Here is a 20,790-nt window from a genome sequence, read left to right as displayed (position 1 = left end):
AGGTCATAATGGACAGTATAGATGGCGATTCCTGGCTGTAAGTCCGGAACTACCGGGAGGGTGTACATGTCCACGACAAGAGTCAAAGTAAAGATCCGCTGCCGGTTATGCGGTGAAAAGTTTGTGCTGAAAGGCAAGAAAGAAAAAGGTAAAATTGAAACGGGATTCCGCCAGTGCATTTGCAGCAATGAGCAAGACTTTGAAGTAGAGACCGAAGATTAGCGTGAGGCCATTCTTTTTAGAATTGGCCTCTTTTTGTTGTCAATCTTGTATAAACCTGCCTCCCCACGTAAAAACTAAGCGCAAGTTTGGGTACGAAAGGAGCAGTCGCGTGTATAAAAGATTAAGTATTGTCATGTTTCCATTCCTCTTGATTGCCTTGATTGGTGCTTCAGTGTGGGGATATTTGGAACACCAGGAGAAGAATTCGATTTTGATCAAAGCAGAGAATCAATATCAACGTGCGTTCCATGATCTTTCTTTCCATGTGGATAAGCTTCATACAGAGCTTGGTAATACGTTGGCTGTTAACGCAACCTCGGAGCCTTCTTACCGAAAGGGGCTAGTTAATGTATGGCGGCTAACGAGCCAAGCGCAAAGCGATATTACGCAGCTCCCGCTAACACTGCTGCCATTCAACAAAACGGAAGATTTCTTAGCTAATATGGCTAATTTCTCATACCGAATGTCCGTTCGTGACATGACGAAGCAGCCTTTAAATGAGCAAGAAATAAAAACGTTGAATGCTCTTTATGATCATTCCTCCGAGATAACGAAGGAAATACGCGGTGTTCAGGAGAAGGTTTTGTCCAAAAACTTGCGATGGATGGACGTCGAAGTCGCCCTAGCTTCTGAAAATGAAACACATGATAATGCGATCATTGATGGCTTTTCTACCGTTGACAAAAAAGTTGGAGCCTACGAGGAATTAAACTGGGGACCTGGAAATTTGAACATTTTTTCCAAAAATGATGTTAGCGTTTTGTCCGGGAATGACATGACAGCTGATCAAATTAAACAAAAAGCAGCGCAATTTCTGGGGGTGAGTGATACTACTACTATGAAAGTAGTTGAGAATGGTGGCAGTGCGCCAGAATATCAAAGCTTTAGCGTTGTGGTTCCAGGCGGAAACGGCAGTGAAAATGATATTCAGATGGATTTCACCAAAAAAGGCGGTCAGCTCATTTATTTTATGAAGCCGCGAACCATAAAAGAATCTAAGTTTGATCTTAGACAGGCGCGAGATATAGCTAATGAGTTTTTAGATCAACATGAATATAAAGATATGAGCGCAGTTAGCTATGATCAATATCAAAATATGGCTAACATTATTTTCGCTAAGCGAGAAAAGGATGTTACGATTTATCCTCAGCAGGTTAGCGTTAAAGTAGCTTTAGACACTCTTGAAGTCACTGGCGTGCAGGCAACAGACTATATATTTGGTCAAAAACAGCGGACGGTTGGTCAGCCCAAAATGACGGCAGCCGAAGCACGTAAGCATCTTAGCCCGAAAATGGAAGTGACTGGCGAGTCTTTGGCGATTATCAAAAATGAATTAGACGAAGAAGTGCTTTGCTATGAATTTATCGGGAAGATGAACAACAATATTTATCGTGTTTATATGAATAGTGAGAATGGGATGGAAGAGAAAATTGAGACCATTCGCCCCGAACAAGCTGAAGCAGCAGCTGAAGCAAAGAAATAATCATAGAGAAGAAGCGGGTTCAATCCTAGCTTCTTTTTTTTGCTATCATAATTAATAGGTCATTGGTATAATTAAGATATATTACGTCTCGGAGGTGCAGAAATTGCTTCCTAAAGTCAACCAGATATTACATATGCAAGTGAATAGCATCGACGATGAAGAGTCCAAAATTGAGTACAAGTCGCGAATTGCTGACGTGACGGATAGTGTGATTGCCATTGAGCTCCCGCTGAATGAGAAAACAGGCCGACTCAAGAAGCTTTATCAAGGTGATGAATTAAGCACATTCTATTTAGGTCAAGGTGGCGTAAAGCACTATTTCACAACTTCGGTTACAGGTTTCAGAGAAGATGTGATTCGCTTAGTGGAACTGCGTAAACCAAAGCCTGAAGCCATTACGCAAGTTCAACGCAGAAGTTTTCTAAGGGTTTTGGCCGAACTTGAAATTGCCGTTAAATTGTCGGATCAAATTCAATTCATTGGCGTGACAGAAGATGTCGGCGGTGGCGGGATTTCGTTTATCTGTGAGGGACATATCCCACTCGGAATGAATGCTATTATTTCTTGTTGGGTACTTGCACCCTTCAAGAATGGTAATATTGAGCATATTCCTTTTACTGGCGAGGTTGTCCGTGTTAAACAGATTGAGTCTGGCAAGCAATTGGCAATGATTAGATTTACGGATATAGCCGATCGTGAACGTCAGAAACTAATTCGCTTTTGCTTCGAGAGACAAATGGATTTCCGTAAACGATAATGTAGGGATCTTTTGATGTAGTCAAAAGTCTCTCTACTTGTAAGCATGAGATTTCACCTGCATGGGCATACTACCAAGCAATATGTCTATTTGAGTAGGTGGGGCATCATGTCAAGGGATCAGGAGAATAAGTCATACGAGCAGCTGTTTATCCTCTTTTCTGCAAAGGTAGAAAAGATGATCATTCGGACAACGCTCGTATTTTTCGTTTTACTTATATGTGCTCAAGCCATGCTTCAAATTCCCTACATACGTAAGCATTTTACCCGTGTTGAACCATTAGAGGGAAAGCCCTATGTATGGCCTCAAAATGGGAAGGGAGAGCGCTCTTAAGCACATCTAAAAGCAATCCAATATGCGTCCATGTTTTGCATATGCCTTTTTAATGTGCTATAATTTCAATTAATTAGCAGGCAGTGCCTGCTTTTTTGTTCGTAAGGTACTGTGAGGTATTGTTAGGAGGAACAGCAGCTTGGAAAAGTTCAATATTGCCATAGATGGTCCTGCTGGAGCCGGTAAAAGCACCATTGCACGGCTAGTTGCTGGGGCACTTGGTTTCGTTTACGTGGATACAGGAGCCATGTATCGGGCAGTAACGTGGAAAGTACAGCAAGAAGGGCTGCAATCTGATCAAGAACAAGAAGTAACTGCCTTGGCGAATCGCATGCAGATTGAGCTCATTCCTCGCGAGGAAGGACAACAGGTTATCGTAGATGGCGTCGATGTGACCAAAGAAATCCGTACGACAACCATAACGGATCATGTCTCCCAAATTGCTAGCTACGGAGCTGTACGCCAGCTTCTGGTTACACTTCAGAAGCAAATGGCCATAACCAAAGGCGTAGTCATGGATGGCCGCGACATCGGTACTCATGTTATGCCAGACGCTGAAATCAAAGTATTTCTGACAGCTAGCGTAAAGGAAAGAGCAGAGCGTCGATTCAAAGAGATGCAAAACAGCGGGACTTGCAACCTTACGCTCTCTGAACTTGAACAGGACATCGCTCGTCGCGATCAATTGGACCAGGATAGAGAGATTTCACCGCTTAGACAAGCTCATGATGCTGTTTTAATGGACAGTACTTCAATGACCATTGAGGAAGTTGTGGACGAAATACTTGGGCTTTGCAAAGACAAAGTCGGAGGTGGCAAATAAGATGCTTTATCGCATCGGCAGGGCCTTATTTCGTTTTGTTTTTACCTTGTTTTTCCGTATGAGGGCCTTAGGTATGGAGAATGTCCCTACACATGGAGCAGTCGTACTTTGTGGGAATCATACCAGTTTGTTGGACCCGCCATTGTTAGGAACCCCGCTTAAGCGTATGGTTTATTTCATGGCGAAGGCCGAACTGTTTGATATCCCTGTGTTTGGTTCCATCATTTCTAGAGTAGGTGCTTTCCCTGTGAAACGCGGTGGCGTTAGCAGAGAATCGATCCGACTTGCCGTACAATTGCTTCGCGATGGTAACATGTTGGGCGTTTTCCCAGAAGGATCGCGGAACAACGCTGGGGGCATGGGCAAGAAGGGCGCAGCCAGTCTTGCACTGAAATCTGGAGCAACTGTAGTTCCTGTGGCTATTATAGGCAATTATTCCTTATTCCGCCGCATGACGATTGTATATGGAAAACCGCTTGATATAAGTGCTTATGCAGGTGCAAGCTCCGAAGATTTGGAGCAGGCAACGGAAGCTATTATGAAAGAAATTCGCCGATTACATACTGCTTATAGCAAAGGTTAACGAGGATGTATGGAATCGAAAGCTTGGAATTATACTATCTTTAAAGCGAATGGAAGTTATTGTTTTGTTTGAAACAGAGTAGAAGCTTACATTGCTGCTTTGTGACTAATAAATTATTTTTTGTTGTTTGTAATTAGAGGAGGGTAATCCCATGTCAGATGAAGTAAAAGTTGAAGATCAAACGCAAGAAGTACAAGAAGCACAAGAAACAGCCGTATCGCAAGCAGAAGCTGAGCACGCTCTTAATAACGTTGCTGTGCTGAAGAAAGGCGCTACCGTTAAAGGTAAAATCGTTAAGGTAGACGCAGATCAAGCCTTCGTGGATATCGGTTACAAATACGATGGTGTTATTCCAGTTCGTGAGCTTTCTACCGATGCAGAAGCAACACTGCTTGGACAAGAAGTTGAATTAAAAGTTGTTTCAATCAACGATGCGAAAGAAACATTGGTTCTTTCCAAACGTGTTGTTGACAACAGCAAAGTATGGGAGTCACTGCAAGGTCAGCTGGATAGCAAAGAAATCATTGAAGCTACTGTAGCTGAAGTTGTAAAAGGCGGACTTGTTGTGGATATCGGCGTACGTGGTTTCGTACCTGCTTCCATGGTTGAGCGTCAATTCGTTGAAGATTTCTCCTCTTACAAAGGCCGCACTTTGCGTCTTCGTGTGAAAGAAATCGATCGCGAGAAAAACAAAGTGATCCTGTCCCAAAAAGATATTCTAGATGAAGAATTCGAAGCTAACAAAAAGAAAATCATCGAAGGCCTTCAAGTGGGTCAAGTACTGGATGGTACTGTTCAACGCTTAACACAATTCGGTGCGTTTATTGATATCGGTGGTATCGACGGACTTGTACACATCTCCGAGCTAGCTTGGCACCATGTAGAACAAGCTTCTGACGTAGTCAAAGAAGGCGATAAAGTGAAGGTGCAAATCCTTAAGCTTGATCCTTCCAATGATAAAATAAGCTTGAGCATCAAAGCGACTCAAGAAGGTCCTTGGTCCAATGTGGAGCGTGAATTCAAAGCAGGCGATATCGTAACAGGTACAGTGAAACGTCTTGCAGCTTTCGGCGCATTCGTTGAAGTGGCTCCTGGTGTTGAAGGTCTTGTGCATATTTCCCAAATTGCCCACCGTCACATCGGTACTCCGCATGAAGTATTGAAAGAAGGCCAAGAAGTTCAAGTGAAAATCTTGGAAATCAATACGGCTGAGAAACGCGTTAGCTTAAGCATTAAAGATACAGAAGAAGCTCCTGAAGCTCCAGCTGGTGCAGCTGCTCCTTCTGCTGGTAAACCAGACAGAGAAAGACAACCAAGAGGCGATCGTGACCGCGGAAACAGCGCAAGTCACCAAAAAGAGATTGCCGGCAATGAGAACGTGTCCTTGAGCAATCAAGGTCTGTCCATGACACTTGGCGAGCGTTTTGGCGATAAACTTTCCAAATTCAAAAAGTAAATGATACGACGCTTAGGGGGATCATAAGAATGCGCATCTCACGCAAAATGGAGCATGTCCATTACGCGCTGGAGCTTGGCCAATCACGGCAGCAAGGGCTGTCGGATATCAAGCTTGTGCATAACTGTCTACCTGAGACTTCGACGGATCAAATAGCATTAACTACGGAAATCGGCGATCTCATTATGAGTTCGCCGATTTTAATTAATGCAATGACGGGCGGCGCTCAGGAGACGGAAAGCATTAATCGCGAATTGGCCATCTTGGCAAGGGAAAAGGGCATGGTTATGGCCGTTGGTTCCCAAATGTCAGCAATTAAAAACAGTGAGGTTGCTTCGAGCTATCAAGTTGTTCGCCGCGAAAATCCTAAAGGGATCGTGTTCGCGAATTTGGGCAGCGAGGCGACGACCGAGCAAGCGGTCCGCGCCGTCGATATGATTGAAGCGAATGCGCTTCAAATTCATTTGAATGTGATGCAGGAGCTCATTATGCCGGAAGGGGATCGCAGCTTTGTGGGCATGTTGGGCCGCATTGAAGCGATTGTTCGGCATGTACAGGTACCTGTTATCGTGAAGGAAGTTGGCTTTGGTATCCTGAAGGATAACGCCAAACAATTGCAGAGCATCGGCGTACGCTTTTTGGATGTCGGCGGCTCGGGTGGCACGAATTTCGCCGCCATTGAGAATGCCAGACGTCCAGCCGCCTTGGATTGGCTGAACGATTGGGGCACACCGACAAGCATTGCCTTGCTAGAGGCACTCTCAGTTTATCCGCGAGGCGGAGTTATTGCCTCAGGCGGTATTACGAACGCTTTGGAAGCGGCAAAAGCGCTAACGCTCGGCGCTTCAGCGGTTGGCATGGCTGGCGCATTCTTGAGGGTTTTGCGCAGCGAGGGAGTCGATGCGCTCCACCATTTTGCTGATGAGCTTCATCAAGGACTTATTCTTATTATGACAGCGCTAGGCGCTAATACGATTCAGGCATTGGGAAATTGTCCAGTTGTCATCATGGGCGAAACAGCTGAATGGTGCAGGGCTAGAGGTATTAACTTAACTTCATATGCAGAAAGAGCCAATCGGAGTAAATAATCGAAATATTGCCATACTATGAATCAGGTGGTGCTTCCCTCGTTAAGTTGGAGTGGTTGCCTGAAGATCCGCAGGCAGGTCGGTGGCATATGTCACCTGATCGCCTATGCATGGTAGGGTGGTCCGATTATGAACTCCGGTTATTTGTCTTTAATTCTCCTTTGTATCACGTTGATCTTATTCGCCAGCGGATGGAAAGAACTGTACATCAGAAGTATATCGCACAAGGGCATGCTTCTTTTTTTTGTCTCTTGGATTGTCTTTTCTAGGTTTACCGTAACGATCCAGCATGTTCAAGTGGGGCTCGTTTATGTCTGGGTTCTGCTCATCAGTTTGGGTATTCTCTATAAGACACAAGGATTCATACATAAGCTTCATTTACTTTCCATCGGCCTTTTATTAGGTTCCCTTCATTTCTTGTTGCAGCAGCTGCTTGAGATGGACCCCATACTCATCGTTCGTAACTCGGAATGGGATACGGCTTTATTGCTTGCCGTTGTAACTCTCGTTTTACAGCGCAGTGCATGGGAGCAGATCGCGGCACTCTCGATTGGCTACTTACTAGGAGATATGTATCAGGCGGGAATTCATCCAGTAGATGGCTACCATCATGTCGGTAAGGCGACATTTCAGGACCAATGGTGGCTTTCTGTTTTTGCGGCGAGAACGATGACCATCATCCTTCAATCCGCTTATAACGGCTGCCGAAATATCATTCGCAGCTGGATGGACCGAAGAGGAGGCTGGAAGAAGTAATGGATTGGTTCTATTCGCACCGTTATACGATAGGTATTGTCGTGGGGGTTATTTTTGGCATTCTGGCACGTCTGAATATGTTAAGAACGGACTACAGGCAATATCCGACCTATCCTCACGGTAAGATTATACATATTTCCCTTGGTGTCATCGCAGCAGGACTAGGAGCCGTGGCTGTCCCTGCTTTGCTGGACAAAAATTATACGGCAGTCACTTTCTTATCGTTAGCCGCCCAACAGTTTCGTGATGTGCGCAATATGGAAAGACAAAGTCTATCCAAGGTTGATGAGTTAGAGTTAGTTCCAAGAGGAGCGGCATATATTGAGGGGATAGCAATGGTGTTCGAGGGAAGGAATTATCTCGTCATTTTCTCAGCATTTCTTGCGTCTTTATTCAGTATATTGTTTGCTTGGTATTGGGGGATCGTTGCAGGGATTGTGTCCATTTGGATTGCTAACTATTTTAAATCAGGTAACAAGCTAGCGAAAATTGCAGACATCGAACCTGCTGATATTCGGATGGATGGACCAGATCTGTTCGTCGGCTCGGTTTATATCATGAACGTTGGACTCGCAGACAGCCGTGACAAAATACTTGAACACGGGCTTGGTTTCTTAATTAAACCCAAAAATCGCAATGCCCGCGTAACGTTAGCTCATTTAGGCCAAAGACAAGCTATTCTTCATGATATTTCAACCCTGTTTGGTGCTTACCGAGATGAAGGAGAGCCTTCATTGCGTCCGATGGCTAAGCTGGATATGAATACCGGCACATTAGCCGTTCTGCTCCTCCTACAGGAGAAAGATGTTGAGAAAACATATATTGCTCTTCATCGAGTACCCGTATTGGAAAGCGCTGTTCGAATGCCGTCTGAAGCGGGTGTAAACAAAAAGAAGGAGGCCTAAAACAGGATGTCGCAAATCCTAGCTATTGTAACCTTGACGAAGGAACGAATAGGTGGAGGTGCTCCAATCTTCGTTGTGGATAAGGAAGATGAGCTCCAAAAGGTCTCTTTCTCTCTAGAAAAGATATTGGATGCTAACGCTCACGATTTGCAAAATGGCACGATGATTTTGGTCAGGCATACCTGAAATAGCTGGTGTGCCCGCTTGGTATCTTGTGGAGTCTCAAATGAGATTAGCCAAGCCGTGTCTTTTTTGTTATGATGTAAGTTGCGTATTTTTCCATGGCTGATCATGGAATTCGAAGGAGTGAATGAGTAGTGGCTAGACCTGTACTTGCAATTGTTGGCCGACCAAATGTCGGCAAGTCCACCATTTTCAATCGAATCGTAGGAGATCGTCTTGCGATTGTGGAAGATAAACCGGGGGTTACACGTGATCGATTATATGGCGTAGGAGAATGGCTTAATACGTCATTCAGTGTCATTGATACAGGCGGTATTGAAATTGAGGGGGAGGATGCGATCCTCAAATCCGTTCGTATTCAAGCGGAGCTTGCTATTGAAGAGGCGGATGTCATTGTTTTTATGGTGGATGCCAAAGCGGGCGTAACACCTTCGGATGAAGAAGTTGCCCAATTGCTATTCCGCTCCAAAAAGCCGATCGTACTTGCTGTTAACAAAGTAGATAACCTTGCGCGTCAAGATGATATTTATGAATTTTACTCTCTTGGGTTCGGTGATCCAATCGGAATATCGGGCTCTCATGGTATAGGAATCGGGGATTTGCTTGAAGCTGTTTGTACACTTTTCCCTGACAAAAAAGATGATGAGTACGGCGAGGAAGTTGTGAAATTTGCGTTAATCGGTCGCCCGAATGTTGGGAAATCATCCATGACGAATGCCATTCTTGGAGAAGAAAGGGTTATCGTAAGTGAAGTGGCAGGGACGACGCGCGATGCGATCGATACCCCATTTGAACGGGATGGACAAAAGTTTGTTATTATTGATACGGCAGGAATGCGTAAGCGAGGTAAAGTCTACGAGAACACGGAAAAATATAGTGTCATGCGTGCCATGAAAGCGATTGAGCGTGCTGATGTTGTACTCGTCGTCATCGACGGTCAAGAGGGCATTATCGAGCAGGACAAGCATATTGCCGGTTATGCACATGAAGCAGGAAAAGCGATAGTGATTGTCGTAAATAAATGGGATATCGTCGATAAAGATGATAAAACGATGCAGCATTTTACACAAACCATTCGTGATCACTTCTTGTTCTTAAGCTATGCTCCAATTGTGTTTGTTTCAGCCAAAACAACGCAGCGCTTGCATAAACTGTTGCCTGTCATTGTTCAAGTTGCTGAAAATCATGCTCTTCGTGTACAAACACATCTTCTCAATGATGTTGTTTCGGATGCTGTAGCCTACAATCCGCCTCCTACGGATAAAGGTAAACGCCTTCGTATTAACTATGTGACACAAGTTGCTGTTAAGCCTCCTGTCTTTGTGCTCTTCGTGAATGAGCCTGAGCTCATGCACTTTTCATATGAACGGTACTTGGATAACAAGATTCGTGCAGCCTTCGGATTTGAAGGTACTCCGATTCGCATCTTAAGCCGTAGGAAATCATCGGACAAAGAATAGGAGATGTTGTGCATTGCTTTCGATAATAACAATTGTAGTGGGTTATTTATTAGGCTCCATAAGCTTTAGTTATTTATTCGGAAAATGGTTCAAAGGCATTGATATCCGCAAGCACGGGAGTGGCAATGCGGGGGCGACAAATACGCTTCGTGTTCTGGGTAAGGGACCTGCCATCTTAGTTCTTTTGCTTGATGCCTTGAAGGGAGTTGCTGCCGTGTGGATTGGAACATGGGCAGCTCCCGGACCCGATGACATCTGGATTCGTGTACTATGCGGGCTTGCAGCCATCGTCGGGCATAATTGGCCGGTTTACTTCGGCTTTCGAGGTGGTAAAGGTATCGCAACCACCATCGGTGTTATGGCAACACTCTGCTTCATTCCAACGTTAATTGCAGGTTTAACAGCCATTGTAATCATTGCGGTCACCAGATTTGTATCGCTCGGTTCCCTTATTCTAACTGCACTTTTACCTTTCCTTATTTGGGGGATGGACCGACCTTTGCCAATTTTGTGGATTAGCATTTTGCTGTGTGCGTTTGCCTTTATGCGTCATCGTACGAATATTGTGAAGCTTATTCAAGGCAAAGAGAACAAGCTGGGCCAGAAAAGGGCTTAGCTAATCTCACGATGTCAGTTTTGTAAAAGCAAAACTCAGTAACGCTTACGATGCCAGTTTTGCTAAAGCAAAACTCTTAGGAGGGGTAACCTTGTCAAACAAAGTATCGGTCCTAGTCGCTGGAAGTTGGGGGACGGCACTTGCCTCGGTACTGGCGGATAATGGGAAACAAGTGCTTTTATGGTCTCGTAATGAGGATCAGGTTATAGAAATAAATGAGAAACATCGTAACAGTCGATTTCTTCAAGATGTGGAGCTATCGCCGCTAATCATAGCGACAAACTCGCTGCAGGAAGCGGTAGAGGATGCAGATGCGATCATTATGGTCGTACCTTCATCTGGTATGCGCGAAGTAGCGTCACGGATGCGTCCTTTTTTGAAGAAGGATACTTTAGTAGTTCACGCTACCAAAGGCTTTGAAACGGGAACGCTAAAACGTATGACTGAGGTTCTTGCCGATGAGCTTCCAGAAATAGATCCGCAGCGGCTTGTCGTACTTTCCGGCCCAAGTCATGCCGAGGAAGTTATCCGTAAATGTCCGACGACTGTCGTGGTCGCTGCCCAGGACTTGGAAGCGGCTGAAGCCGCACAGGATTTGCTGATTAACTCCTACTTCCGCGTCTACACGAATCCGGATGTTGCCGGTGTTGAGGTTGGAGGGGCGCTTAAGAATATTATTGCGTTAGGCGCAGGGCTGACCGATGGTCTAGGCTTTGGTGATAATGCAAAGGCTGCTCTAATGACGAGGGGTTTGGCCGAGATTGCTCGTCTAGGCATGGCAATGGGAGCCAATCCGCTTACATTTTCCGGCTTAGCAGGGATTGGCGATCTGATCGTAACTTGTACGAGTCAGCATAGTAGGAATTGGCGTGCCGGCAATAAATTAGCTAAGGGTATCCCCCTAAGCGAGGTTCTTGAAGAGATGGGAATGGTCGTAGAGGGCGTGAAGACAACCAAAGCTGCCTATGAGTTGTCCCGTAGATTTGACGTAACCATGCCGATTACAGATGAGTTATACAACGTTCTCTTCGATGGGAAGTCGCCTCAGCTAGCTGCACAAGATCTGATGGGGCGCGTCAGAACCCATGAAATTGAAGAGGTAGCCAGCGTCTCAGTAACAAATGTATTGAAGTAGCCTACACCACATCCTATCCGCATTCATACTATACCTTAGAAGATCCAGTCATCCAAGGTATAGGGAGGCGGCACATTTGTCGAATAAGGATATCTCGAAAGACGTATTAAATGTGGTGAAAAAGAAAACGGGTAAATCCGTTACTTCTAAAGATATTGAGAAACTAGCCAGCGGTGTGAAACCTTCTACCCTGCAAAGTGAAGCTCAACTTCGCCAACTCATCAAACAAGTTTCTGGTTTAGTGAACGTGAAGGTTTCAGAAGAAACCATCAATGATATCGTTCAGGCGGTCAAAAGCAGTAAGTTGGATTCCAACAATATGCAGCAATTGATGAACATGATGATGGGTAAGAAATAAAAAGCATGAAGGGGAGATCGTTCCCCTTTATGCTTTTTTTCTCATCCTATGCTATACTTACTGGTGATCAATTTGAATGTTTCATACATAAGGAGTTAAGATTATGTCAAGTTTAGACAAAATGTGGGCATCATTCGTGGCGATCGGACTCATGGTCGTCGCGTCATTATTAATTTCTTACGCTAGAACTCGAACCACAGGCGTTCTTCGTGTTGTGTTATCCGTGATTGCTTTTTTCCTATTTATTCCGATTTTACTTTACATGCTGCTATCTTTGTTTTAGCAACCTGGAGGAGATATCGATGTTAGAATTAAAAACACGCAAAACACAGAAAACGATAGAGTCGGTTACCGGATTGACGATTCTGGACCACGCGCTCAAAGAAGATTTGGATTGGGGTTTTTCGTGTACACGGGGTACTTGCGCCAGATGCCGTTGTTATGTAGCTTCAGGCCGAGAGCTGCTGTCAATGCCTTCGGATGAAGAAGAGAGCCGACTGGAGCCTGAGGAGATCGAGCAGGGCTATCGATTAGCTTGTCAGTGTGTAGTAAAGCAATCCGGTCATATTTCCGTTACGCATAAGCCTTATTTCTAAAATTTCTGCCTGAAAGGTGTGGGCATCTTGGTCCTGCTGGAGCCGTTACTACCAACGATTACAACCATCCATACACAATTATTGCAAGTTCCAGACGTACGATGGCTCATCGGTGGAAGCTGCGGACTGCTTTTACAAAACGTAGATATTGGAAGAAGTCCAAGAGATCTGGACATCTATGTAGATGACCACGATGTAACTGCTGTACATACTTCCTTATTCAATTATTCGGTGGATGCACCGATTTATAGTGAAACCCCCATTTATGCTTCAATCCTAAGTCATTACCTTATCGAAGGAAATACTGTGGAAGTCGTTGGTGATTTCAGGGTTAATGCCCTGCAATCTTTTTATCAGGTGGAAGCTTCGTTTCTTTGGGAAAATCATAGCCATTCGGTCACGATCGACGAACAGGAAGTTAAAATGATGCCGTTAGCCCATGAACTTCTCTTTAATTTACTTCGTAATCGTCCTGATCGTTATGAGGCTATTGCGAAGACCATGAAAACTTTTCCAGAGCTGCATATGCAGGCGTTAAGTGATTTAATGCAAAGAAATCGCTGGGGAAACGAGTTTGAGCGAAAGCTGAAACGGTTGATAGATTCAAGTAAATAGCAGGAAGATAGCCTATCAGAAGGTGGACACGATGACTGTATCCGAAGTACATTTTTGGCCCGATGATAAAAAAATAAGTGTTCGACCTGGAATGACCTTGCTGGATGCAGGGCGCAAAGCTAAGGTTCACATCCGTACCCGTTGCGGAGCCAAGGCCGCTTGCCTTATGTGTAAGGTTAAGATTAGTGATCCAAGTGGTCTTGCACCTATGAATGTGAATGAACGTTTAAAGCTAGGCACTCAGGCTGACGAGGGCTTTCGACTTGCTTGTCAGGCCCGTGTGATTGGCTCTGTTCAGGTCACTATTCCCGAAGATCCTCTTAAGGCAGCCATTCGTGCCCAACTTGCGAGGCAGGCGGAGGAAAATGATTTATTTTAGAAAAAAAGATAGGATGATTATGTCGTGAAAATAGCTCGAAGCCTTTTACATGGTAGATGGGTAGGTATCACTCTCTGTATAGTCATGCTGCTCAGTGGTTGTGCTTACCCTAAGGAGATGCGTAAAGAGAATCAAATTAACCCAGCTGAGTTCATTACCGTTGTTCAGCAGGCCATTGATCTCTACCACGAAAAGAACGGCGTCCTTCCCATCAAGAATAGTGATATGACAACACCCCTATATGAGAAATATGTGATCGATTTTGCCAAATTGAAAAAAACCAATCTATTGAGTACGGTTCCGGCAAATGCGTTCGAAAGCGGCGGCATTTTTATCTACGTGCTGGTCGATGTAGAAACAAAGCCGTTAGTTAAGTTGATGGATTTATCTGCATATCAAAGTGTCGAGGATGTCCAGAAGAAAATCAATGATTATAAGGTGAAGCATGATGGTAAACTGCCCTCGGGCATTGCTATTAATGAAGCTTTTGATTATATTGATTTTGAAAAGCTTGGCATGAAATCTCCCGAGATCAAATCCGTTTACAATCGCAAAAATTACATTACCTACTTGGTGAACAAACAAACCGGTGATGTAGCGATTGATTATGCGATGGACATTATGCAGCTTATCCAAAGCAATTCGTTAGTAAGCTCATTGAAGTCGGATCAGGATTTGCGAGAGATTCTCGTGAATAAATCTTATTTCGTGCCTATACGCAGCTACCTGTATTTATGGCAAAATAATCAGCCTATGCCTCAAAATAAACAATAGACACAACCTCTTACAGAAATCTGTAAGAGGTTTTTTTAGATTTTCAGAATAACCCATACAAGTCAATCATATATTTTTTCAATGTGGTGAGACTTTGATCTAGCGTCAAAGGTCCACTAAATATGGTTCTATAAGGAAAGCCGTATGTGCTTCATAAAATATGAGCGGCAAAAAAAGATTATACGCATCTATCATATTTCTATCGAAAGTACATATATTTCTTACTAGTCCAAATGAATGTACGAGTAGTCAATTGTTACCGTCACAAGAGTCAGTTGACGACCAAACTGTAGGAGGGATTCTCTTGGAGAAAGTGGATATCTTTAAGGACATTGCAGAGCGAACGGGAGGGGACATTTACCTGGGGGTTGTCGGAGCGGTCCGGACAGGAAAATCAACCTTTATTAAGCGTTTTGTGGAATCTGTAGTGCTTCCTAACATTCAAAGTGAAGCGGATAGGATCCGGGCTACCGATGAACTCCCGCAGAGCGCTGCTGGCCGCACGATTATGACAACGGAGCCAAAATTCGTACCGAATACGGCGGTCCAAATTTCGGTGGCTGAAGGGCTGAATGTGAATGTTCGCCTTGTTGATTGTGTAGGTTACGCAGTCGATGGCGCCAAAGGCTATGAAGACGAGAACGGACCGCGGATGATCAATACACCTTGGTTCGATGAACCGATTCCATTCCAGGAAGCAGCTGAAATCGGAACACGCAAGGTCATTCAGGAACATTCGACACTCGGTGTTGTTGTAACTACCGATGGTACGATTTCTGATATTCCGAGGTCTTCGTACGTGTTGGCAGAAGAAAGAGTCATTAATGAGCTGAAAGAAGTAGGCAAACCGTTCATTGTCATCATTAATTCACAGAAACCGAATAGTGAGCCTGCGCTTGAGCTGCGCAGCGAGCTGCAAAGCCGCTACGACGTCCCTGTTGTGACAATGAGTGTAGCAAGCGCAGGCGAAGAGGAAATGGTCTCAGTATTGCGTGAAGTGCTCTATGAGTTCCCTGTTCATGAAGTGAACGTGAACTTACCAAGCTGGGTGATGGTTCTGGACGAGAATCATTGGCTGCGGACTCAATTCGAAGCTTCCGTACGTGATACGGTTCAGGATATTAGACGCTTGCGCGACGTTGATCGTGTCGTCAGTCAATTCGCCGAATATGAGTTCATTGATAAAGCCGCTTTAGCCGGACTTAATATGGGGCAAGGTGTAGCGGAGATTGACCTGTTTGCGCCTGATGAATTATACGACCGCATTCTGGTCGAAGTGGTCGGGGTAGAAATTCGCGGCAAAGATCATCTGCTTCAGTTAATGCAGGATTTCACACATGCGAAACGAGAATATGATCAATTCGCCGAGGCGCTCGAAATGGTGAAAACGACAGGCTACGGCATAGCGCCTCCGACGCTCGCTGAGATGGCTTTGGATGAGCCGGAGTTAATCCGTCAAGGATCTAGGTTTGGTGTCCGTTTACGGGCTACAGCGCCGTCTATCCATATGATTCGTGTGGATGTGGAGTCGGAGTTCTCACCGATTATCGGTACGGAGAAGCAAAGTGAAGAACTTGTCCGCTATCTCATGCAGGATTTCGAAGATAATCCGCTTAAAATATGGGAGTCCGATATATTCGGTAGATCGCTTCATTCGATCGTTCGTGAGGGGATTCAAGGGAAACTTGCCCAGATGCCGGACAATGCCCGTTATAAACTGCAGGAGACGCTTGGCCGAATTATTAACGAAGGATCTGGCGGTTTAATTGCAATAATTTTGTAAATATGTAGACAAAAAACACTCAAATGAGTGTTTTTTGTCGTTTAATAGCAAAAATACCTACATAAATTGGAAAGCGATACTTGAAATTGCTGTCGGAGTGTATTACTATAAATTTATTCGTCTGCTTTCGAAGTTCATTTTTACTAAGAAAATCAACGATTTTTCATTAGATAATGTATATTTTCTGAAGAAACGGTGAAAACAGGAAGTAACGGAAGTGAGAAATCTTGGGGGGAGGTGAATGGCATGAATAAATCTGAATTGATTAACAAGGTTGCTGAAACCTCTGAGCTTTCCAAGAAAGATGCAACTAAAGCAGTTGATGCTGTTTTTGATGCAATTTCCGAAGCGCTGCAAGGCGGGGATAAAGTACAACTAGTTGGATTCGGTAACTTTGAAGTTCGTGAACGTTCTGCTCGTAAAGGACGTAATCCACAGACTGGTGATGAAATCGAAATTCCAGCAAGCAAAATTCCAGCTTTCAAACCTGGTAAAGCACTTAAAGATGGCATTCAATAATTGCGTTTTACATACTATTGAACGTTATATAACAACAAAGCCGTGACCGCTAATAGCTGTCGCGGCTTTATTTATTGCTAATAGAAAATGCCTTTACAATTCCAAAATCTCCTACTATAATTACAAAAGTGAATAAGTAACCTAAGTTACAAACGGGGTATGGCGCAGCCTGGTAGCGCGCACCCTTGGGGTGGGTGAGGTCGCACGTTCGAATCGTGTTACTCCGATTATGAAAAAGACATCGTCATCCGATGTCTTTTTCTCATGAAGAGGCTTGTTCCATAACAGATAGAACTTCTTAGAAGATTTAGGGGGAACGGTCTTGAATAAGTTGAAACTGAACGCGCTCGTGAAATCGCAAGATTGGACGATGTTTGGCATTATCGCTTCTATTTACTTGGTTTGGCGCATCGGGACGGTTGGGAACTGGAGTAAGGAATGTTGGATTCTGCTGTTAATTTGTTTGCTAGGTGTCCGCAAAGACCAGGTTGACGTGGATTGGAAACGATTCTTCCTATTTGGTATTCCTTTACTAGGTGTATTTTATTACTTCTACGGGACGGGAAATGGTTTCTGGTGGAGAGTCGCCAATTGGATGTTTGAGAATAACCGCCATCCGTGGCATTGGGATGATTATATGAACGCAATCCCGTTGAATACGGGCGGATGGGCGAGATGGATTGCATCCCCTTTTCTAGATAGAGCGATGGTATGGATTTATAATTACGGCTTTGTTTTATCTTTGTGGATCTGTATTGTGCGGAGCTTCTGGACACGCAGTATTAAAAAGATGCTTTCTTATGCATTATCCGGTCACATGCTGCAATTCCCGCTTATTTTGCCTTTTTACAATTTAATTTTGCTGCGTGAAGTCTGGTACGTTAATAAGCAGCCTGATTTATTACACCGAGTTTTTACGGATGAAAACTCTTTACTCGTGGCAACGATGAACTGTTTCCCTAGTATGCATACATCCATCTCCTTTGCTATGCTTCTTCTGGCCCTACGAGAAAAAGACCGTATATTCAAAACAATGATGGTCACATACTGCGCGGCAATCATTTTCTCAACCTTGTACTTACAAATTCATTGGCTGATTGATGTATTCGCTGGGATGCTATTTGCTTATGGTACAGTCAAGCTATCTGATTTTCTCATTCGCTTAGGATCCAAAAATATGCTGCCAACTACATTTAAGAAATTTTACCAAAAAGGAACGAAAGCAGCATCCAATGAACTAACAGTTTAAAGCTGGTTGACTTCCCGATGCTTTTTTTGGCATCATGAAGGTTAGGATTGTAGTTTAGGGCAAGAACGGAGGATGGAAATGGAACAATCGAATAAATCAAATAATCCGAATACGAATGGCAATGAATATTTCGTTATTAAAGCCAAGGATAATGGTGTACATGTCATTGGTCTAACTCGTGGTCAAGATACTCGCTTTCATCATACAGAAAAGCTGGACAAGGGTGAAGTCATGATTGCTCAGTTCACGGAGCATACATCTGCAGTAAAGGTTAGAGGCAAGGCGCTTATTATGACCAAGTACGGTACGATTGACACAGAAGAATAATTTATAATTGTTAAAGCAGGCATAGCCTGCTTTTTTTCTTTGTACAATGGTGTATAGGGCTTGGAACTATCGAATGCTTAATCAATTCGTTTGTGCTTGCAAAGTGTAGGAGGTGCTTGTTCAATGAAATGGTCGATGCGTATTGTGATAACGTTAGGTCTATCTATTATTATGGTCGTCTGTCTATCTGTACTTCCAAAGATGGATCGTTCCACGGGGTTAGGGTCGCCTTATAATTGGTCAAGCAATCGTGCAGGAGAGCTCACAAATAATAATATGGTTGATTTACTGGTGCAAGTCCCACTTCAGCTGCGGATTCGCAAAGTCGAGCTGAGCAACTCCCGCATGTCTCTTGATTTGAGCTTACCGAAAAACGCGGATTCAGCAGCCGTCTATCGAGATTTGTACACAATCGCACAAACCATGATAACGAAAACGAAAAATGTAAATCAAATTTGGGTTCGTGTCATCGATTATTCGGGTGTTACAGATTCAACATCTACACAGCTTGTGCTAGCGATGGTTGCAGAGCGCGAATATGGGAAGGATATGGAGAAGAATGCGAATGAACTCAGCCTTATTCAACTGGAGCAGCAATTACAAAACCGTTTTCGTATCACATACACCTCGAAATGGCAGCAAAGATATCCCTTATAATTAAATGTGCTTCTATGTACGTGTTATGATATAATGATTTGAATTGAGCATGTTTAGAACATAAATGATTTGGCACACGGTTACGGAGGCTTTTGCATGAATTCTTATCGGATCCCAGAGATCGCTAAGCAATACACAGAGTATGATATGATTCAAAATCACACAGACTTGCCCGATTTTCCGGAGCTTCGCACACGTCTGTTGTTTGCATTCTTGAACGGAAACAGTAAGTTTAGTTCTTCAAGCGAGTTGTATACGCTAGCTACGTCGCTTGTTCAACTTGCACTCGATACCCATGATTTGGTTACAGCTTCCAATGATGTCAAAGAGAAAAAGGCAGCAAGATCAAGACAGCTAAAAGTTCTTGCAGGGGATTATTTCAGTTCCCGCTTTTACAATCTCCTTGCTCAGGCAGGCCAGATCGAGATGATTAAACAGTTGTCGAATGCAATCTGTGAAGTCAACCGTCTCAAGATGAATATCTACATGAAAATGAAGCAATTGAAATTGACGGCAGAAGATTACATCCACCTAACCGTGGAAATTAAATCTCAGCTGTTTTTGTCTTTCTCTGAATTTATGTCTGAGGTCTATGACCAAGCATGGCCTGATATTCTGAGAAGTTATGCAAAGTGTGAGGTTATATTTGAAGAGATTTTCCGCGTCGAATCTGCAGCGAATTTCAGGGACAGCTGGGGATTCTGGCACATTCTGCAGCATGGTACGAAAGAAGAACGGAAGCAGCTGCATGCGGAAGAGTCCGATCAAGCCAGACTTCGTACGCTCATTCATAAATATAATATTACTTCGCAGCTGTATCAGATGCTGGACTCCCATACTAAGCAATTACAGTCCAAAGTACAGCAACTTGAATCGGATAAACTAATAAGTGAACTGTTTCACATTGGGGAGCCGTTTCTTCGATTCTCAGCGAAGCAGCCCAAAGTGCTAGAAGAAATTTGAGGTGACATCCAAGATGAATATGACAAAAACAAATAGCAAAACGAATACAACCAAAACCAAAGAAGAATTCGTTCACTCTGTCTTTGAAAGTATTGCACCCAAATATGACCTTATGAACAGTATCCTAAGCTTCCGTAGGCATAAAGCATGGCGTAAATTCACAATGAAGAAGATGAATGTGCAGCCTGGAGAGACAGCTATTGATCTGTGCTGTGGCACATGTGACTGGACGATCAGTCTTGCTCAGGCGAGTGGAAGCGGAAAGATGGTTGGGCTGGATTTTAGCCAAAACATGCTGGATTACGGTGCAGTGAAAATCAAGCAGCTTCACTTGGATCAGCAGATTGAGCTAATTCAAGGTAATGCGATGAGTCTTCCGTTTGACGACAATACTTTTGATTATGCAACGATCGGATTTGCTCTTCGTAATGTTCCTGATTTGGAGCAGGTCATCCGTGAAATGCAGCGTGTCGTTAAGCCAGGAGGGCTAGTTGTGTCTTTAGAGCTCTCTAAGCCAACTTGGCAGCCATTCAAGTCCATTTATTATTTTTATTTTCAGCGTGTACTACCTTTTTTGGGCAAGCTAATAGTAAAGAAGTACGAGCAGTACAAGTGGCTGCCGGAATCATTAATCCATTTTCCAGATCATAAACAGTTAGCCGCTATTTTTACGAACCAAGGATTGGAACATGTACAGGCGCACCCATTAACAGGTGGGGTTGCAGCATTGCATATAGGAACCAAGGGGAAAACGAAATCAGGAGTGTAGT

General features: G+C 43.9%; 27 protein-coding genes and 1 tRNA gene. All 28 read left to right on the top strand.

Annotation, left to right across the window (positions count from 1 at the left end; all coding sequences use genetic code 11):
• Positions 1-66: 66 nt before the first annotated feature.
• The 28 genes from QFZ81_RS21035 (at position 67) to QFZ81_RS20900 (ending at position 20,789) form a co-directional block, all read left to right on the top strand.
• The gene (locus QFZ81_RS21035; protein WP_162257309.1) at positions 67-222 is read left to right on the top strand and encodes a hypothetical protein; all 156 of its coding nucleotides are present in this window, start codon (positions 67-69) and stop codon (positions 220-222) included.
• A 109-nt stretch (positions 223-331) separates the two neighbouring features.
• The gene (ypeB, locus tag QFZ81_RS21030; RefSeq protein WP_307604572.1) at positions 332-1,705 is read left to right on the top strand and encodes a germination protein YpeB; all 1,374 of its coding nucleotides are present in this window, start codon (positions 332-334) and stop codon (positions 1,703-1,705) included.
• 103 nt (positions 1,706-1,808) lie between these two features.
• A complete protein-coding gene (locus QFZ81_RS21025) occupies positions 1,809-2,462 on the top strand; it encodes a flagellar brake protein (protein WP_307441739.1) in 654 nt (217 codons plus the stop codon).
• Between the two features lie 108 nt (positions 2,463-2,570).
• The gene (locus QFZ81_RS21020) at positions 2,571-2,795 is read left to right on the top strand and encodes a hypothetical protein (protein WP_307441742.1); all 225 of its coding nucleotides are present in this window, start codon (positions 2,571-2,573) and stop codon (positions 2,793-2,795) included.
• Between the two features lie 139 nt (positions 2,796-2,934).
• The gene (cmk, locus tag QFZ81_RS21015; RefSeq protein WP_307441743.1) at positions 2,935-3,618 is read left to right on the top strand and encodes a (d)CMP kinase; all 684 of its coding nucleotides are present in this window, start codon (positions 2,935-2,937) and stop codon (positions 3,616-3,618) included.
• A gap of 1 nt (position 3,619) precedes the next feature.
• The gene (locus QFZ81_RS21010; RefSeq protein WP_307441745.1) at positions 3,620-4,201 is read left to right on the top strand and encodes a lysophospholipid acyltransferase family protein; all 582 of its coding nucleotides are present in this window, start codon (positions 3,620-3,622) and stop codon (positions 4,199-4,201) included.
• A gap of 151 nt (positions 4,202-4,352) precedes the next feature.
• Positions 4,353-5,657, top strand: coding sequence for a 30S ribosomal protein S1 (rpsA, locus tag QFZ81_RS21005; RefSeq protein WP_307441746.1), 1,305 nt, complete (start codon positions 4,353-4,355; stop codon positions 5,655-5,657).
• A gap of 29 nt (positions 5,658-5,686) precedes the next feature.
• The gene (fni, locus tag QFZ81_RS21000) at positions 5,687-6,745 is read left to right on the top strand and encodes a type 2 isopentenyl-diphosphate Delta-isomerase (protein ID WP_307604570.1); all 1,059 of its coding nucleotides are present in this window, start codon (positions 5,687-5,689) and stop codon (positions 6,743-6,745) included.
• 129 nt (positions 6,746-6,874) lie between these two features.
• The gene (locus tag QFZ81_RS20995) at positions 6,875-7,501 is read left to right on the top strand and encodes a YphA family membrane protein (protein ID WP_307441749.1); all 627 of its coding nucleotides are present in this window, start codon (positions 6,875-6,877) and stop codon (positions 7,499-7,501) included.
• Positions 7,501-8,406, top strand: coding sequence for a YIEGIA family protein (locus QFZ81_RS20990; RefSeq protein WP_307441750.1), 906 nt, complete (start codon positions 7,501-7,503; stop codon positions 8,404-8,406). The genes QFZ81_RS20995 and QFZ81_RS20990 overlap by 1 nt, the downstream gene beginning before the upstream one ends.
• A gap of 6 nt (positions 8,407-8,412) precedes the next feature.
• Positions 8,413-8,592, top strand: coding sequence for a capping complex subunit for YIEGIA (locus QFZ81_RS20985; protein WP_307441752.1), 180 nt, complete (start codon positions 8,413-8,415; stop codon positions 8,590-8,592).
• A gap of 131 nt (positions 8,593-8,723) precedes the next feature.
• On the top strand, positions 8,724-10,049 hold the full coding sequence (gene der, locus QFZ81_RS20980) for a ribosome biogenesis GTPase Der (RefSeq protein WP_307441753.1): 1,326 nt from the start codon (positions 8,724-8,726) through the stop codon (positions 10,047-10,049).
• 13 nt (positions 10,050-10,062) lie between these two features.
• On the top strand, positions 10,063-10,665 hold the full coding sequence (gene plsY, locus QFZ81_RS20975) for a glycerol-3-phosphate 1-O-acyltransferase PlsY (protein ID WP_307441755.1): 603 nt from the start codon (positions 10,063-10,065) through the stop codon (positions 10,663-10,665).
• A gap of 91 nt (positions 10,666-10,756) precedes the next feature.
• Positions 10,757-11,800 carry an NAD(P)H-dependent glycerol-3-phosphate dehydrogenase gene (locus QFZ81_RS20970; RefSeq protein ID WP_307441757.1) on the top strand — a complete coding sequence of 348 codons (1,044 nt, stop codon included), beginning with the start codon at positions 10,757-10,759 and terminating at the stop codon, positions 11,798-11,800.
• 76 nt (positions 11,801-11,876) lie between these two features.
• On the top strand, positions 11,877-12,158 hold the full coding sequence (locus tag QFZ81_RS20965) for a stage VI sporulation protein F (RefSeq protein WP_171692376.1): 282 nt from the start codon (positions 11,877-11,879) through the stop codon (positions 12,156-12,158).
• A gap of 103 nt (positions 12,159-12,261) precedes the next feature.
• A complete protein-coding gene (locus QFZ81_RS20960) occupies positions 12,262-12,441 on the top strand; it encodes a DUF2768 family protein (protein WP_047674167.1) in 180 nt (59 codons plus the stop codon).
• A 19-nt stretch (positions 12,442-12,460) separates the two neighbouring features.
• The gene (locus QFZ81_RS20955) at positions 12,461-12,754 is read left to right on the top strand and encodes a 2Fe-2S iron-sulfur cluster-binding protein (protein WP_307441760.1); all 294 of its coding nucleotides are present in this window, start codon (positions 12,461-12,463) and stop codon (positions 12,752-12,754) included.
• Between the two features lie 27 nt (positions 12,755-12,781).
• Positions 12,782-13,369, top strand: a complete 588-nt coding sequence (locus QFZ81_RS20950) for a nucleotidyltransferase family protein (RefSeq protein ID WP_307441762.1) — start codon at positions 12,782-12,784, stop codon at positions 13,367-13,369.
• A gap of 31 nt (positions 13,370-13,400) precedes the next feature.
• Positions 13,401-13,748 (top strand): 2Fe-2S iron-sulfur cluster-binding protein, encoded by a 348-nt coding sequence (locus tag QFZ81_RS20945; RefSeq protein ID WP_307441764.1) that lies wholly within the window; start codon positions 13,401-13,403, stop codon positions 13,746-13,748.
• Between the two features lie 24 nt (positions 13,749-13,772).
• Entirely contained in the window at positions 13,773-14,522 is a 750-nt protein-coding gene (locus tag QFZ81_RS20940; protein ID WP_307441766.1) for a hypothetical protein, read from the top strand.
• Between the two features lie 304 nt (positions 14,523-14,826).
• Complete coding sequence (gene spoIVA / locus QFZ81_RS20935) at positions 14,827-16,305, top strand: stage IV sporulation protein A (protein WP_056614411.1); 1,479 nt, start codon at positions 14,827-14,829, stop codon at positions 16,303-16,305.
• 246 nt (positions 16,306-16,551) lie between these two features.
• Positions 16,552-16,824, top strand: coding sequence for an HU family DNA-binding protein (locus tag QFZ81_RS20930; protein WP_029193008.1), 273 nt, complete (start codon positions 16,552-16,554; stop codon positions 16,822-16,824).
• A gap of 153 nt (positions 16,825-16,977) precedes the next feature.
• A tRNA-Pro gene (locus QFZ81_RS20925) sits at positions 16,978-17,051 on the top strand.
• Between the two features lie 95 nt (positions 17,052-17,146).
• Positions 17,147-18,073 (top strand): phosphatase PAP2 family protein, encoded by a 927-nt coding sequence (locus QFZ81_RS20920; RefSeq protein ID WP_307441769.1) that lies wholly within the window; start codon positions 17,147-17,149, stop codon positions 18,071-18,073.
• A gap of 78 nt (positions 18,074-18,151) precedes the next feature.
• The gene (mtrB, locus tag QFZ81_RS20915) at positions 18,152-18,400 is read left to right on the top strand and encodes a trp RNA-binding attenuation protein MtrB (protein ID WP_047674174.1); all 249 of its coding nucleotides are present in this window, start codon (positions 18,152-18,154) and stop codon (positions 18,398-18,400) included.
• A gap of 123 nt (positions 18,401-18,523) precedes the next feature.
• A complete protein-coding gene (locus QFZ81_RS20910; protein WP_307441770.1) occupies positions 18,524-19,057 on the top strand; it encodes a hypothetical protein in 534 nt (177 codons plus the stop codon).
• A gap of 96 nt (positions 19,058-19,153) precedes the next feature.
• A complete protein-coding gene (locus QFZ81_RS20905) occupies positions 19,154-20,020 on the top strand; it encodes a heptaprenyl diphosphate synthase component 1 (RefSeq protein WP_307441771.1) in 867 nt (288 codons plus the stop codon).
• A 19-nt stretch (positions 20,021-20,039) separates the two neighbouring features.
• On the top strand, positions 20,040-20,789 hold the full coding sequence (locus QFZ81_RS20900; RefSeq protein WP_307449639.1) for a demethylmenaquinone methyltransferase: 750 nt from the start codon (positions 20,040-20,042) through the stop codon (positions 20,787-20,789).
• The last annotated feature ends 1 nt before the right edge of the window (position 20,790 follow it).

It is taken from the genome of Paenibacillus sp. V4I9 (assembly GCF_030817295.1).
Lineage (GTDB): Bacteria > Bacillota > Bacilli > Paenibacillales > NBRC-103111 > Paenibacillus_E.
The sequence above is the reverse complement of the archived record's forward strand: the minus strand, read 5'-3'. Positions and strand labels throughout refer to the sequence as shown.

Coding starts and splice junctions, on each gene's coding strand:
- QFZ81_RS20945 (WP_307441764.1), top strand. CDS start 13,401: ATGACTGTATCCGAAGTACATTTTTGGCCCGATGATAAAAAAATAAGT.
- QFZ81_RS20900 (WP_307449639.1), top strand. CDS start 20,040: ATGACAAAAACAAATAGCAAAACGAATACAACCAAAACCAAAGAAGAA.
- QFZ81_RS20985 (WP_307441752.1), top strand. CDS start 8,413: ATGTCGCAAATCCTAGCTATTGTAACCTTGACGAAGGAACGAATAGGT.
- QFZ81_RS20930 (WP_029193008.1), top strand. CDS start 16,552: ATGAATAAATCTGAATTGATTAACAAGGTTGCTGAAACCTCTGAGCTT.
- QFZ81_RS20905 (WP_307441771.1), top strand. CDS start 19,154: ATGAATTCTTATCGGATCCCAGAGATCGCTAAGCAATACACAGAGTAT.
- QFZ81_RS21035 (WP_162257309.1), top strand. CDS start 67: ATGTCCACGACAAGAGTCAAAGTAAAGATCCGCTGCCGGTTATGCGGT.
- QFZ81_RS20990 (WP_307441750.1), top strand. CDS start 7,501: ATGGATTGGTTCTATTCGCACCGTTATACGATAGGTATTGTCGTGGGG.
- QFZ81_RS21010 (WP_307441745.1), top strand. CDS start 3,620: ATGCTTTATCGCATCGGCAGGGCCTTATTTCGTTTTGTTTTTACCTTG.
- mtrB (WP_047674174.1), top strand. CDS start 18,152: ATGGAACAATCGAATAAATCAAATAATCCGAATACGAATGGCAATGAA.
- QFZ81_RS20995 (WP_307441749.1), top strand. CDS start 6,875: ATGAACTCCGGTTATTTGTCTTTAATTCTCCTTTGTATCACGTTGATC.
- rpsA (WP_307441746.1), top strand. CDS start 4,353: ATGTCAGATGAAGTAAAAGTTGAAGATCAAACGCAAGAAGTACAAGAA.
- QFZ81_RS21020 (WP_307441742.1), top strand. CDS start 2,571: ATGTCAAGGGATCAGGAGAATAAGTCATACGAGCAGCTGTTTATCCTC.
- QFZ81_RS20910 (WP_307441770.1), top strand. CDS start 18,524: ATGAAATGGTCGATGCGTATTGTGATAACGTTAGGTCTATCTATTATT.
- QFZ81_RS20955 (WP_307441760.1), top strand. CDS start 12,461: ATGTTAGAATTAAAAACACGCAAAACACAGAAAACGATAGAGTCGGTT.
- QFZ81_RS20960 (WP_047674167.1), top strand. CDS start 12,262: ATGTCAAGTTTAGACAAAATGTGGGCATCATTCGTGGCGATCGGACTC.
- fni (WP_307604570.1), top strand. CDS start 5,687: ATGCGCATCTCACGCAAAATGGAGCATGTCCATTACGCGCTGGAGCTT.